General features: G+C 67.9%; 14 protein-coding genes. 9 read left to right on the top strand and 5 right to left on the bottom strand.

What is annotated here, in order from left to right; all coding sequences use genetic code 11:
* Window positions 1–15 precede the first annotated feature (15 nt).
* Window positions 16–2,121, top strand: a complete 2,106-nt coding sequence (locus QM841_RS02355) for an MMPL family transporter (protein ID WP_283330768.1) — start codon at window positions 16–18, stop codon at window positions 2,119–2,121.
* On the opposite strand, the gene QM841_RS02350 is transcribed toward QM841_RS02355, so the two are convergent.
* On the bottom strand, window positions 2,081–2,452 hold the full coding sequence (locus QM841_RS02350) for a tail fiber domain-containing protein (protein WP_283330767.1): 372 nt from the start codon (window positions 2,450–2,452) through the stop codon (window positions 2,081–2,083). The genes QM841_RS02355 and QM841_RS02350 overlap by 41 nt on opposite strands.
* A 4-nt stretch (window positions 2,453–2,456) precedes the next feature.
* The gene (locus QM841_RS02345; RefSeq protein ID WP_009478066.1) at window positions 2,457–2,585 is read right to left on the bottom strand and encodes a hypothetical protein; all 129 of its coding nucleotides are present in this window, start codon (window positions 2,583–2,585) and stop codon (window positions 2,457–2,459) included.
* 152 nt (window positions 2,586–2,737) lie between these two features.
* Here QM841_RS02345 and QM841_RS02340 point away from each other — a divergent pair, with 152 nt between their 5' ends.
* Window positions 2,738–3,178, top strand: a complete 441-nt coding sequence (locus QM841_RS02340) for a cupin domain-containing protein (RefSeq protein WP_105414350.1) — start codon at window positions 2,738–2,740, stop codon at window positions 3,176–3,178.
* Between the two features lie 68 nt (window positions 3,179–3,246).
* Here the strand turns inward: QM841_RS02340 and QM841_RS02335 are convergent, their stop codons facing one another.
* A complete protein-coding gene (locus QM841_RS02335; protein ID WP_283330766.1) occupies window positions 3,247–4,095 on the bottom strand; it encodes an aldo/keto reductase in 849 nt (282 codons plus the stop codon).
* A 137-nt stretch (window positions 4,096–4,232) separates the two neighbouring features.
* On the opposite strand from QM841_RS02335, the gene QM841_RS02330 reads away from it, so the two are divergent.
* Together QM841_RS02330 and QM841_RS02325 are read left to right on the top strand one after the other, a co-directional pair.
* Window positions 4,233–4,826 carry a class I SAM-dependent methyltransferase gene (locus QM841_RS02330; RefSeq protein WP_005260540.1) on the top strand — a complete coding sequence of 198 codons (594 nt, stop codon included), beginning with the start codon at window positions 4,233–4,235 and terminating at the stop codon, window positions 4,824–4,826.
* Window positions 4,827–4,841: 15 nt separating this feature from the next.
* Window positions 4,842–6,482 carry an ABC-F family ATP-binding cassette domain-containing protein gene (locus QM841_RS02325; RefSeq protein ID WP_283330765.1) on the top strand — a complete coding sequence of 547 codons (1,641 nt, stop codon included), beginning with the start codon at window positions 4,842–4,844 and terminating at the stop codon, window positions 6,480–6,482.
* Here QM841_RS02325 and fdxA read toward each other — a convergent pair whose 3' ends face one another.
* Window positions 6,483–6,809: a ferredoxin gene (fdxA, locus tag QM841_RS02320; RefSeq protein ID WP_005244047.1), complete on the bottom strand. Its 327-nt coding sequence runs from the start codon at window positions 6,807–6,809 to the stop codon at window positions 6,483–6,485. It lies immediately after the preceding gene.
* A 178-nt stretch (window positions 6,810–6,987) separates the two neighbouring features.
* On the opposite strand from fdxA, the gene QM841_RS02315 reads away from it, so the two are divergent.
* From QM841_RS02315 to QM841_RS02295, 5 genes are all read left to right on the top strand, one after another.
* Window positions 6,988–7,290, top strand: a complete 303-nt coding sequence (locus QM841_RS02315; RefSeq protein ID WP_280778572.1) for a helix-turn-helix transcriptional regulator — start codon at window positions 6,988–6,990, stop codon at window positions 7,288–7,290.
* Entirely contained in the window at window positions 7,283–7,822 is a 540-nt protein-coding gene (locus QM841_RS02310; RefSeq protein ID WP_283330764.1) for a hypothetical protein, read from the top strand. Before QM841_RS02315 ends, QM841_RS02310 begins: the two co-directional genes overlap by 8 nt.
* A 31-nt stretch (window positions 7,823–7,853) precedes the next feature.
* Window positions 7,854–8,750 (top strand): ABC transporter ATP-binding protein, encoded by an 897-nt coding sequence (locus tag QM841_RS02305; RefSeq protein ID WP_283330763.1) that lies wholly within the window; start codon window positions 7,854–7,856, stop codon window positions 8,748–8,750.
* Window positions 8,747–9,940, top strand: coding sequence for an ABC transporter permease (locus QM841_RS02300; protein WP_283330762.1), 1,194 nt, complete (start codon window positions 8,747–8,749; stop codon window positions 9,938–9,940). The genes QM841_RS02305 and QM841_RS02300 overlap by 4 nt, the downstream gene beginning before the upstream one ends.
* Window positions 9,941–10,030: 90 nt before the next feature.
* Complete coding sequence (locus tag QM841_RS02295) at window positions 10,031–13,210, top strand: multicopper oxidase family protein (RefSeq protein WP_283330761.1); 3,180 nt, start codon at window positions 10,031–10,033, stop codon at window positions 13,208–13,210.
* A 10-nt stretch (window positions 13,211–13,220) separates the two neighbouring features.
* On the opposite strand, the gene QM841_RS02290 is transcribed toward QM841_RS02295, so the two are convergent.
* Complete coding sequence (locus QM841_RS02290) at window positions 13,221–13,688, bottom strand: SRPBCC family protein (RefSeq protein ID WP_144285353.1); 468 nt, start codon at window positions 13,686–13,688, stop codon at window positions 13,221–13,223.
* Window positions 13,689–13,709: the final 21 nt, after the last annotated feature.

Genomic DNA, 13,709 nt, shown 5'->3' with positions numbered 1-13,709 from the left:
CCTGGAGGCTCCCCCATGAGTTCCCTGCTCGCGCGCCTCGGCTCGGCTGCCGCCACCCGTCCCTGGCGGGTGATCGCCACGTGGCTGACGCTGCTCGTCCTGGTGCTTGCCGCCGCGTCCGCGTTCGGCGGAACCAACCACGACGACTACAACGTGCCCGGTCTGCCGTCGCAGCAGGGGACGAATCTGCTGACCGCGCGATTCCCGGAGATGTCGGGAGCGGACGCGCGGGTGGTCGTGCACTCCGAGAAAGGCCCGCTCGACCCCGTGGTCCTCGCCGATCTCGGCACCAGGCTGGCGGAGGTAACCGGCGTGAGTTCCGTGTCGCCGCCCCGCCTGTCCCAGGATTCCGACACCGCGGTGATCAGCCTCAACTACCGCATCCCGGTCACCGACTTCCACGGCAGCGAAGGGGTCGACGCCCTCGACGCCGCGGTGGCCGACACTCAGGCGCAGGGACTTCAGGTGGAACTGGGCGGGCAGGTCCCGGAGAACATCTCCAAGCCGTCGGGTACCGCCGAGGCGGTGGGCATGGTCCTGGCGCTGATCATCCTGGTGTTCGCGTTCGGTTCCGTGGTGGCCGCCGGACTGCCCCTGGCCGTCGCGCTCGTCGGCGTGGGCATCGGGTCGGGGCTCATCGCGATCATGGCCGGGTTCACCAGCATCAGCACCATCGCCCCGACCATCGCCACGATGGTCGGCATCGGCGTCGGGATCGACTACGCGTTGCTGCTCGTCACCCGGTACACCGATGGCCTGCGGTCCGGGATGTCGGTGCGGGACGCCGTCGCCGCGGCCAACTCCACGGCCGGGACGTCGGTGATCTTCGCCGGCACCACAGTCCTCGTCTCCCTGTTCGGGCTGCGACTGTCCGGGCTGCCGATGTACGCGTCGTTCGGCTACGCCACGTTCGCGATGGTCGGCATCGTCATGCTCACCTCGGTCACGCTGGTGCCCGCACTGTGCGGGCTGGCGGGCACGCGGGTGCTGGGCAAGCGGTCCCGTGCCCGGGCCGAACGTCGCCCGACGTCGCCGCTGACGGAACGGTGGGCGATCCGGGTGAGCCGCCGCCCGTGGCTGTGGGCCCTGACGGCGCTCGGCGTGCTGCTGCTCCTGGCCGCTCCGGTTCTGGGCATGCGGACGTGGCCGCAGGACGCAGGTAGCGCACCGGCCGCCAACACGATCCGTCAGGCGTACGACCTGATCGACACCGAGTTCGGGCCCGGCGCCAACGGACCCCTGATGGTGGCGGTCGACCTGAACAAGATTCCGGCAGCCGAACTTCCGGCCCTCGCGCGTGAACTGGCAGCCGAACCGGGGGTGGCGTCGGTGACGCCCGTCCTGACGAACGCCGACGCGACGGCCGCGCTGATCTCGGTGCAGCCGACCACCGGTCCCAGCGACCCCCGCAGCACCGAACTGCTGCAGCGGATCCGATCCGACGCCGCCGACGGCGTCCACGTCACCGGACTCACCGCGACGTTCGCCGACATCTCCGCCCGCCTCGCCGAACGGCTGTGGCTGGTGATCGCGTTCGTCGTCGCACTGTCCGTCGTGCTGCTCACGTTCGTGTTCCGCGCGCCGGTGGTCGCGGTGAAGGCGGCCGTGATGAACCTGCTGTCGGTGGCCGCCGCCTACGGCGTGATGGTGATGGTGTTCCAATGGGGTTGGGGCGCGCAGCTACTCGGCCTTCCGCATGCGCTTCCCGTGTCGAGTTGGGTACCGATCCTGATGTTCACCATCCTGTTCGGACTGTCGATGGACTACGAGGTGTTCCTGCTCTCCCGGATACGGGAGCGCTGGCTCGACACGGGCGACTCGCACCGGAGCGTCGTCGAGGGACTGGCATCCACGGGCCGGGTGATCACGAGCGCGGCGGCGATCATGGTGGCGGTGTTCGCCGGGTTCGCACTCGACGGCGACGTGACCGTGAAGATGATGGGCGTCGGCCTCGCGACGGCGGTCCTCATCGACGCGACGATCGTGCGGATGGTGCTGGTTCCCGCGACGATGTATCTGCTGGGCAACGCCAACTGGTGGCGGCCGGGCGGACGCCGGGATGCGGCACCGGACGGGGACGCTACCTCCGCAGGCGTTCCACTTCCGCTTCGAGCGCGATGACCCGCCGGTACAGGGCCTGGATGCTCGCCATGCACACCCCGTTCGCGTCGACCATCGCGATCCGTCGGTCGTTGGAACCGAGACCGAATGCGGTGGCGAAATCCTGCGCCATCGGGCCCAGGTGCCGCACCGAATCGTGATCGAAACCGTAGGTCCAGACGCTGACCGGCATGTCGGCGAGGCGTTCGAGCACCTCCCCGGCACTGGCAGGCGGCGTCTGGACGGCAACACCGCGTTTGCGGGTCAGAACCGAGTGAAACCACGCCAGCGGGTGGCGGGTACGGGCCGCTGTTCGCGCCCGCACCCGCCCCCGACGGGTGTCGACCCACATGGAGTCAGTCGGGGAGTTCGCCGACATCGTGCTTGATCGTCGCGTCACTGAGAAGGAGTCCGACCCCGAGGGCCATGACGCCGATTCCGAGTCCGATTGCGGCTCCGCCGAGTCCGAGCATGATTCCGAGCATGTTGTCTCCTGTTCGTCGCTGGTGTGCGGGATTTCGTGCCCCCGCTTTCTGAACACCTACGACTCTCGCGGCTCCGGCCCTCCGAGATAAGACACCCCAGGGTGGTGCAACCGCACCCCCGGACGCGGCGCCGGGGCGGCAGAATGGCCGCCATGACGGAATTGCCGGAATGGGCCCGCACCCTCGACCTCGCACCGCACCCCGAAGGCGGCTGGTACCGCGAGACGTGGCGCAGCGACGTCACGATCCCGGAGGGGAGCCTGCCCGGCGACTACCCGGGACCGAGGGCGGCCGGTACCGCAATCCTGTTCCTGCTGATGCCCGGACAGCAGTCGGAATGGCACAGCGTGCGCAGCGCCGAGATCTGGCTGTACCACCGGGGAAGCCCCCTGCGGCTCGAACTCGGCGGGGACGGAAGCGAACCCGCGAATCCGGACGCGCAGATCCTCGGCGCAGACGTCGCGGCGGGCCAGCAACCACAGTTGCTGGTCCCGCCGCGGCACTGGCAACGAGCGAAGCCCGAGGGCGACGAACCGACTCTCGTCAGTTGCGTCGTCACCCCGGGCTTCGACTTCGCGGACTTCCGGCTCTAGGCCCTCCGGGCCCGTGCGCCTTTTTGGTAGCTGCAGCAACCAGAAAGGCGCACGGGCGGCGGAGCCGCCTACGAGCCCAGCGTGTCCGGGTCGGGGCCGATGCGCCCGTCGGCCCGGGTCAGCGACCCGACCGTGTTGATCTCGTCTGGGGTCAGCTCGAAGTCGAAGACGTCGAAGTTGGCGGCGATGCGCTCCGGCGTCACCGACTTGGGGATGACCACGTTGCCGATCTGCAGGTGCCAGCGAATGATCACCTGTGCGGTCGTCTTACCGTGCGCTGCAGCGATCTTCGCGATGGACTCGTCCTCGAGGACGGTGCCCTGCCCGAGCGGGCTCCATGCCTCGGTCGCGATGCCCTTTCCGGTGTGGAAGGCGCGCAGGTCGGCCTGGTTGAACCGCGGGTGCAGCTCGACCTGGTTGATTGCGGGCACCTCGCCCGTCTCGGCGATCAGCCGGTCGAGGGTCTCGGGGGTGAAGTTGGAGACACCGATCGACCGCGCACGCCCGTCGGCCTTGATCTTCTGGAAGGCCTTGAACGTGTCCACGTAGCGGTCCGCGGACGGCACCGGCCAGTGGATGAGGTAGAGGTCGACGTAGTCGAGCCCGAGGCGGTTCAGGCTGGCGTCGAACGCGCGGAGCGTGGAGTCGTACCCCTGGTCCTCGTTCCACAGCTTGGTCGTGACGAACAGCTCGTCGCGGGCAATTCCGGAGTCCGCGAGCGCGCGGCCCACTCCGGTTTCGTTCTCGTAGATCTTGGCGGTGTCGATGCTGCGGTACCCGGCCTTCAGCGCCTCGGTGACCGCGGCGTGGCTCTCGTCGTCCGGCACCTGCCACACGCCGAAGCCGAGGGCAGGAATGCTGTTCCCGTCGTTGAGCGTGACCGTAGGTACAGGACTCTGTGCATTGTTGAAACCCATGAGATTGTCCAACCGGGGACCCGGACCAGATGTTCCCGCGTCTCAGGATGTGGACTTTCGCGTGTCGTTTCGGTGCGACCGGGTAATCCGACGGCATCGGCGTTCAGGTGGTGACGCGCCCGGTGGAAGGGGCGGACATGGGCCTCGGATACACATTGGCCTATCGGTTCAAGATCACGCCCTGGGTGAAAGCGGGCCGCGTGTTCGGAAGCCAGATCGAGACGTTGCTCGATCCCTTCGACGCCCCACCGGGAGAGGTCCTCGACATCGGATGCGGCACCGGTGACCATGCCATCGAGATGGCCCGGCGGGGGTGGCAGGTGACGGGGATCGACACCGTCCAGCTGGCCCTCGACAAGGCGCGGTCCAAGGCCCGGAAGGCGGGCGTCGACGTGCGTTTCATGCACGCGGACGCCACCGACCTCGAGCACGCCGTCGGTCGCGGGTACCACCTGATCCTGGATGTGGGGTGCTACCACGGGCTCAGCGACCACGACCGGGTCGCGTACGCCGAGAACGTCACGACCGTGAGCGAACCGCACGCCACCCTGCTGATGTTCGCGTTCGGGCCGGGGCACCGCGGCCCGCTGCCGCGCGGGGTCTCCCGCTCCGACGTGGAGCGGACGTTCGAGAAGTGGAAACTCGTGTCGGACGTCGACGCGGACACGACCGGCATGCCGGGACCGCTCAAGAAGGCCGACCCCCGCTGGTTCCGCCTCGTCAAGCGCTGAGTGGATAATCGCCGGGTGACTGCAACACTGCGCATCAGCGGACTGTCGGCTTCGCGCGGTGAGCGCACCCTCTTCTCCGGCCTCGATCTGACCGTCGCCCCGGGCGACGTGACCGGACTCGTGGGGGCGAACGGTGCCGGCAAGTCGACGCTGTTGACTGCGCTCGCGGGGGTCGGCTCGGCGGACGTCGAGGGCAGTATCGTGCTGAGCCCGCCCGACGCGGCCGTCGGCTACCTCGCCCAGGAACCCGACCGGATCTCCGGCGAGACGGTGCTCGACTTCCTCGGTCGCAGGACCGGCGTCACCGAGGCCGAGCACACCATGAATGCGGCCGCGGAAACGCTCGGCGAGTCGGATGAGGATCTCTACTCCCCCGCCCTGGAACGCTGGCTGGCGCTGGGCGGCGCCGATCTCGCCGAGCGCGCGGAGAAGGTCGTGAGCGAACTCGGGCTGGGGGTGCCGCTCGACGCGCACATGACGTCGCTGTCCGGTGGGCAGGCCGCGCGCGCCGGATTGGCGTCGCTGCTGCTGTCCCGGTACGACGTGCTGCTGCTCGACGAGCCGACCAACGACCTCGACCTCGTGGGGCTCGAGCAGCTCGAGCGTTTCGTCGCCGAGAGCCGGGCTGCGATGGTGGTGGTGAGTCACGATCGAGAATTCCTGGCGCGCACCGTGACCGGCATCGTGGAACTCGACCTGGTACAGCAGCAGATCGCGGTCTACGACGGCAGCTACGACTCGTACCTCGCCGAACGGGAGATCGCGCGCAGGCATGCGCGGGAGGCGTACGAGGAGTACGCGGGGACCCGTTCGGACCTCGAGGACCGCGCGCAGATGCAGCGGAACTGGATGGAGCACGGCGTCCGGAACGCGCGGCGTAAGGCGAAGGACAACGACAAGATCGGCAAGGGCCTGCGCACCGAGTCCACCGAGAAGCAGGCCGCGAAGGCCCGGCAGACGCAACGCCGGATCGAGCGGCTCGAGGTGGTCGAGGAGCCGCGCAAGGAGTGGGAGCTGCGGATGGAGATCGCGGCAGCCCCACGCAGCGGATCGGTCGTGGCGACGGCGAACGGTGCCACCGTCGCATGGGGCGGGGACCGCGAATTCACGTTCGGTCCGGTCACCACTCAGGTGAACTGGGGTGACCGGATCCTCATCACCGGCGCCAACGGTTCCGGCAAGACGACCCTGCTGAACGTGCTGCTCGGCAAGATCGCCCTGGATGCGGGCACCGCCGCACTCGGTTCGGGTGTGGCGATCGGCGAGATCGATCAGGCCCGCGGCCTGTTCGAGGGCGGCGAGAAGGTGGCCGACGCGTTCGCGGCGCAGGTCCCGGACTGGCCGGACGCCGACGTGCGCACGCTGCTCGCGAAGTTCGGGCTCAAGGGACACCACGTGCTGCGGCCGGCGGCGTCGCTGTCACCGGGCGAACGCACCCGCGCCGCCCTGGCCCTGCTGCAGGCGCGGGGCGTCAACCTGCTGGTGCTCGACGAGCCCACCAACCACCTGGACCTCCCCGCGATCGAACAGCTCGAGCAGGCCATGGAGAACTTCGACGGCACGCTGCTGCTCGTCACCCACGACCGGCGGATGCTGGATTCGACTCGCAGCACGCGCCGGTGGCGGATGGACGGCGGCCGACTGTCCGAGGAGTAGTCAGTCGCCTTCGGCCATCGGCGGCAACGCCTTGACGAACGGCGGGTCGTAGTCGACCTTGCCCAACTTCGCCGCGCCGCCGGGGGAACCGAGGTCGTCGAAGAAGTCGGCGTTCGCCTTGGTGTACTCCACCCACTGGTCCGGGACGTCGTCCTCGTAGAAGATCGCCTCGACGGGGCAGACCGGCTCACAGGCGCCGCAATCGACGCATTCGTCGGGGTGGATGTAGAGCATCCGACCGCCCTCGTAAATGCAGTCGACGGGACATTCTTCGATGCATGCCTTGTCCAGAACGTCGACACAAGGCTCTGCGATGGTGTAGGTCACGTCAGTAATCCTGTCCTTTCCTGCCGTCCCGCGCGAATCGCCTCCACTCTGCCACTCAATTTCCCGAGGTCAACTTGTCGGCGTGCGGCCGGCGGCGAGCGGGGTGGACGGTGGTCTGCGACACCCACTCCGTTGTATCCCATTGACAAACTGTTGGGTTTTCACAACACTTTGTTGCATGAGCCCAGTACGGCGGGGGGACGCCCTCCCCATCTACAACCGCATCGGCGTCCTTCGCGCCGAACGGGGGATGAGCCGGGCTCAGCTGGCGGGACTCATCGACGTCAATCCCCAGACCGTCGGCGCGCTCGAACGGGGCGACCACTACCCCAGCCTCGACCTGGCGTTCCGTATCTCGTGGGTGTTCGAACTGCCCGTGGAGGCCATCTTCTCCCGCACCGAGTTCGGACCCCTGTCCACCGAGCTCTACCGCACCGACCGACCGCCGTCCACGACAGGAAACGGGGAGAGCCATGCCTGAGACCAATCTGATCGAGCGGTACCAGGGGTTCCGGACGCGCAGATTCCTCCAGAACGAACGCCGGTACCGGACGTGGCTACCGAGGTGGCGGACGCGCAGCCGAAGACGAATCCTGGTGATCGCTCTCGGGGTGACGTTCGTGTTCATGACCGCCGTCGGCATCGTGTGCCATTTCGACATGGTCGTCGGGCCGCTGCTGTGGTTGCCCGCGTGCCTGCTGTTCTTCCCGCTGTGGACGATGCTCCAGATCGTGTCCGGGCGGCAGGGCGACGCTCCGCGCGACGCTCTCGACGAGTGGGAGATCCAGCAGCGCAACAGTGCCCGGTCGATCGGACTCACGGTCACCCAGCTACTGACGCTCGTTCCCGCGCTCTACCTGATCTTCGTCGGCGCGCTGGACGGCGATCACGGCAACGTGCCGTACGCCGCGGGACTGCTCGTCGTCACCGCGCTGATGGTCGGGGGGTGCACGCCCGCCATGATCCTCGGCTGGACGCAACCCGATCCCGACCCCGACGACCTCGCTTCGTAGGAACACCCGCACTCGAGAACGGGAAGGACCCATGTCTCACACCCTCACGATCGACGGCATCTCCAAACGGTACGGCGAGGTCGTCGCACTCGACGACCTGTCCTTCGAAGTCCGCCCCGGTGAAATCTTCGGTTTCGTCGGCAGCAACGGTGCCGGCAAGACCACCACCATGCGCATCGCGCTGGGCGTCCTGTCCGCCGATTCCGGCGAGGTCCGGCTCGGCGGCAAGCCGGTGGACCTGGATGTGCGGCGCACCATCGGGTACATGCCGGAGGAACGCGGGCTGTACCCGAAGATGAAGGTGGGCAAACAACTCGAATACCTCGCCGAGCTGCACGGCATTTCCCGCTCGGCGGCGCGGGAGGCGGTCGGCCGCTGGACCGAACGCCTCGGCATCGCGGACCGTGTCGGAGACACCGTCGACGCACTCTCGCTCGGCAATCAGCAACGCGTCCAGCTGGCCGCCGCGCTGGTCCACGATCCGGCGGTGCTGGTTCTCGACGAACCCTTCTCCGGGCTCGACCCCGTCGCGGTGGACGTGATGAGCGAGGTGCTGGTGGAGAAGGCGAACACTGGGGTGCCGGTGATTTTCTCGAGCCATCAGCTCGAACTCGTCCAGCGCCTGTGCCACCGCGTCGGCATCATCAGCCACGGCCGGATGCGTGCCGTCGGCACCGTCGACGAACTCCGCGGCGGCGGCAACGCCCAACTCGAAGTCCACGCTCCGGAGGCGCCGGTCGGCTGGGCCCATCACCTCGAGGGCGTCACCACGATCAGTCACCTCGACGGCCGGACCCTGCTGTCGCTCGACACTGACGTGGACGACCAGCTGATCCTGCACACCGCCCTGAAGACCGGACCGGTGCACGAATTCTCGCTGCGCCGGCCGACCCTGACCGATCTGTTCCGAGAGGTGGTCACGGCATGAGTGCCCCACTGAGCCCCGCCCGCGCGATCGGCCTCGTGGCCCGCCGCGAATTCCTGACACAAGTGGCGAAGAAGAGCTTCGTCATCAGCAACGTGATCATCCTGCTGGCCATCGTGGGCGGCATCGTCGCGTACTCGCTGTTCTCGGGCGGCGACGACGAACGCGCCACCATCGGACTCGTCGGCGACCAGTCGCTCGCGCCCGCTCTCGTCGCCACCGGTGACGCGGTCGGGACGCCGGTCGACGTCGTCCCGACCACCGACGAACAGGCCGCGCGGGACGAGGTGGGGAACGGTGACCTCGACGTCGCCCTGATTCCCGGCACCAACGGATCCGTCACGGCCGTCACCGAATCCGAGATCGGCTCCGGGCTTCGCACCGTGATCGACGCGGCCGTGGTGCAGCAGGCTCAGTCCGGTGCGCTCGCCGCGCAGGGCGTGGATCCCGCGCAACTCGCCGAAGCGACCGGCCGGGCGGTGGTCACCGTCGACGCACTCGATCCGCCCGACCCGGAGAAGGGCCAGCGCGTGGCCCTCTCCATCGCCGTGGTCGTCCTGCTGTACATGCAGATCATGATGTTCGGCATGTACGTGGCGATGGGTGTGGTGGAGGAGAAGTCGAGCCGCGTCGTGGAACTGCTCCTGTCGACCCTCCGTCCGCTGCAGCTGCTCTGGGGCAAGGTGATCGGCATCGGCGCGGTCGGTCTCGTCCAGTTGACCGCCTACGGTGTGGCCGGTGTCGCGGCCGGGCTCGCGACGGGCGTGCTCACCGTGACGGGGACGGCGATCGGGGTGCTGGCCGGAACGCTCGGCTGGTTCGTGCTCGGATTCGCGTTCTTCGCGGTCCTCTACGCCGCGGCCGGGTCGATGGTGTCGCGGCAGGAGGACGTCAACGCCACCGCGTCACCGCTGATGGTGCTGATCGTCATCATGTTCTTCAGCGCCTTCTCCTCGGTGAGCAACCCGGACGGCACCCTCAGCAACGTCCTCAGCTGGATTCCGCCGTTCTCGGCGATCCTGATGCCGCTGCGCATCGCCGCCGGCGTGGCGTCCCCGGTCCAGGTGGTCGTCACGGTCGCTCTGATGCTCGCGGTGACCGCCGCACTCAGCGTGCTGGCCGCGAAGATCTACCAGCGCTCGATCCTGCGGATCGGCAAGGTCGTGTCGTGGAAGGAGGCGCTCGGCAGGTAGTGAATTCCCAGCGCACGGCCAAGTTCCCTGTGTAGTCTTCGAATCGTCGATCGATGCTGCTCAGCTGCCGTCGTGGAACGGGGAACACCCATGGTCGTCCGTCGCGGGAAGCCGATCGCCGCCCTCGCCGTCGCCGTGGTCGCGTCCATGACGTTGATGCTGACGGCCTGCACGTCCGACGAGCCGGCCACTGCGCGCGGTGGCAACGCCGGCCCCGACGGCACCCCGGTGGCCTACCAGGAGCCGGTGAAGCTGTCGAGCGAGAACGGGGTGCTCGAGGTTCGACTGTCGGCCCATCAGGGCACGGTCGACCTCGACACCGTCTCGGAGCCGGTGTCGGGCTTCCTGGTCTTCGGATACGAGGTTCTGCGGGGCACGAGTTCGGACGGTTCGACCACGGGCGACGGCGTCTACCCGGCACCGACGTTGCGCGTCGATCCGGGTGAGCGCCTGATCATCCACTACGACAACGATCTCCGGAACCTGACGATCGAGGACTTCTACGACCCCGCGTTCACGCCGGCGGGCGGGGAGGTCCCGATCTATCCCCCGGCCCTCGACTCGGCGCCGCTGAACCTGCACACCCACGGTCTTCACGTGAGCCCGGACGGCAACGCCGACAACGTGCTGCTCGACATCCCCGCCGGGATGGGCAACGTCTACGACTACGCGGTGCCGAAGGACATGCCGAACGGCCTGTACTGGTACCACAGTCACCGTCACACGATGACGGCGCAGCAGACGTATGCGGGGCTCGCGGGACTGCTGGAGATCGGCAGGTCCGACGGCAACCTTCCGCTGGTGACGCAGAACGACGTTCCCATCCGTGACATGGCGTTGCAGTACAACTTCGTCTTCGACCGTAAAGGCAACGGCCACCAGCTGAACGACCCGAACTGGCCACAGTTCGTGAGCACGCTGACGCCGCCGGAGGGGACTCAGCTCGCCGACGGAACGTACGAGCCGAGCCTGGCGCCCGTGAACTTCTCGGAAACCACGGAGGGCTCCCAGTACGTCACCAACTGGTATTCCGGGCCGCTGTCGCCGGCGAATCATCGCGGGCAGAACCAGTTCGTGCCGGGCAATCTCCAGAGCTTCAGCAGTGATTCGACGAACATTCCCGCCGACCCGTCGCTGCCGGACAACGAACGCGACGTGCAGTACACGGTCAACGGGCAGTTCCAGCCGGAGCTGAAACTGAAGCCGGGCCAGACGGAGATCTGGTCGCTGGCGAACATCAGCGATTTCGCCTACATGCCGCTCAGGCTCACCGAGACCGCGACGGGCAACCACCCGAAGTTCGCCGTCGTCGGCCAGGACGGAAACCCCTTCACCCAGGTGCAGTTGCCCGTCGGTGGTGACGGCACCCGGCTCGTCATCCCGCCGGGGTCGCGGTACGCGATCGCCGTGACGATGCCGGACACCGGCGATCTGGTGCTCGACATGCCACCGCTGGACGGGGCGAAACCCGTCACCAATCCCGGCGTGCTCTACACCAACAACGGCACCGACAATCCGCCGGCCGAGCTGGGCACGGTGACGGTCGACCCGTCGGTGATCAGTTACGCCGACGGCTTCTTCACCTTCCCCACCCAGACCCTCCTCCACGTCACACCCGACAGCGGTGAAGGCCGGACCACGCCGTTCGAGCCCGGTCAGAACCTCGACGCGTACACATCGTTCGTGGACACGTCGGTGATGACACCGGACGTGAAGCGCACCCTCACGGTCTCGGGCGGATTCGGCAACGAGAAGGCCAGCAACAGCGACCCGAAGGCCTTCACCTACGAGTTCGACGACAACACGTTCCCGAACATCCCGCTGATCCAGCCGCGCCTCAATTCGGTCGAGGAATGGTTGATCACGAACCTCAACAACGACGAACATCCGATGCACATCCACGTCAACGACTTCCAGGTGATGGAGATCGTCGATCCGATCGCGGGCACCCGGACCGGGGTGCAACCGTGGGGCGAGGACAACGTGAACGTGCCGGCGCCCGTCACCGACGCGAACGAGAACCCGCTCGTGCCCGCATCGGTGACGCTGCGCACGAAATTCACCGAGTACACGGGCACTTTCGTGATCCACTGCCATCGCCTCAACCACGAGGACAACGGACTGATGGCCACCGTCAACGTCATCCCCGAGATGTCGACTTACGCGGTGGCGGTGCCGGGTTCGGCGGGCACCCCCGCGACCGTGCAGGTCCACGACGGCAACGGCGACAAGGTGATCGCCGCAGTCGCACCGTTCCCGTCGTTCGAGGGCACCCCGACGGTGGCGATGGCTGACGTCAACGGCGACATGATCCTCGACCTCGTCGCCGGGACCGGTGCGGGTGTGTCGCCGGAGGTCGTCGCGTACGACGGCAACGATGTCGGCTCCGGCCCGTTCACCGCCGAGCTGACCCGGTTCGCCCCGTTCGACGACGGCTTCCGCGGGGGCGTGAACGTCGCGGGTGCGGACATCGACGGAAACGCACTGGCCGACAACATCATCGCCGGAACCGGCCCCGGCACCGAATCGCAGGTGAAGGTGTTCTCGTCAACCCTGCCCACGGAGAAGGGCACGGCACCCGAGGTCTTCTCGAGCTTCACCCCCTACCCCGGGTCGCAGTCCGGGGTCACCGTCGCGACGGGCCTGGTCGACGCCGCCTCGGGCCGGGCAAGCATCGTCACCGCCCCCGGGCCGGGAGAAGCGCCTCGTGTGAAGACGTTCCGCTACGACCTGTTCGAGCCGACCGCCGCCGCGACTGCCGACGGCACCGCGGACGAGCACGCCGGCCACACCGACGGACCGCGGACGACGTCGGAGTTCCTGGCCTTCGACGAGAGCTACCTCGGCGGTGTCTCACTCTCGACGGGATGGGTGGCCGGTGCCGAAGGCGGAGCGAAGAGCATCGTCACCGGCATGCTGGGCGGCGACGGCACCGTTCGTGTGTGGTCGAGTGGGTCACGCCTCGACGGTGAACCGGCCATGTATCTCGAGAGCCCGAACCACCACTCCGGCGACGTCGTGTTCACTCAGATCGCGTCGTTCGCACCGTTCGCCGGCGGCCCTCCCGGCAGCGGGGTTCAGGTGGCCACCACCAGCACCACAAGCGGCGCCGACCTGCTCGTCAGCGGCCCCGGGCCGGGCGGCACCGAGGTGCGCAAGTTCGGACTGGGCCGCGCCGAACCCCAATCCACCACGCTGGTGCCGCTGCCGTTGGGCGCCCTCCCCGCCCTCCCCGCAGCGCAAGGGCCCGTGCCACTCGGCGGGCGGTAGGTGCAGTCGGTCAGCCGGCCCGCTTCTCGGCGGCGTCGGCGATGTCGTCGAGATCGCGCCGGATCGCCTTGGTGGTGGCCTTCAGCGCGAAGGAGCCGAACACTTTCATCATGAACTTCGACACTGCGCCGAGCCCAGTTGCTTCCGCTGAGAAGTGGAACGTCAGGGTGGTGCCGTCACCGGCAGGCTCCAAGGTGAACACCGTCGTGTAGTCCGCGCCGTGGGACGACGCCTTCACGACGGTGCGCTTCTCCGGGTCGATCTCCGTGACCCACATTTCCTCGGTCGACGACTTGCCGAACAGCACCCGGGTCTCGCGCCACCGCGTGCCGACTTCGTATTTCGTCGAGTCCAGCCTCTCGAGCTTCTCCACACCGCTCAGCACCGATTCCGCGTTGTCCAGATCGGTGACGACCGCCCAGACCGCGCCGACGGGCGCATCGATCGTTCGGCTCACGCGGATCTCCGAGGCTGACATGGGGCACCCATTTCTTTCTTC

The organism is Rhodococcus sp. IEGM 1307 (assembly GCF_030056915.1).
Lineage (GTDB): Bacteria > Actinomycetota > Actinomycetes > Mycobacteriales > Mycobacteriaceae > Rhodococcus_F > Rhodococcus_F opacus_D.
The sequence above is the reverse complement of the archived record's forward strand: the minus strand, read 5'-3'. Positions and strand labels throughout refer to the sequence as shown.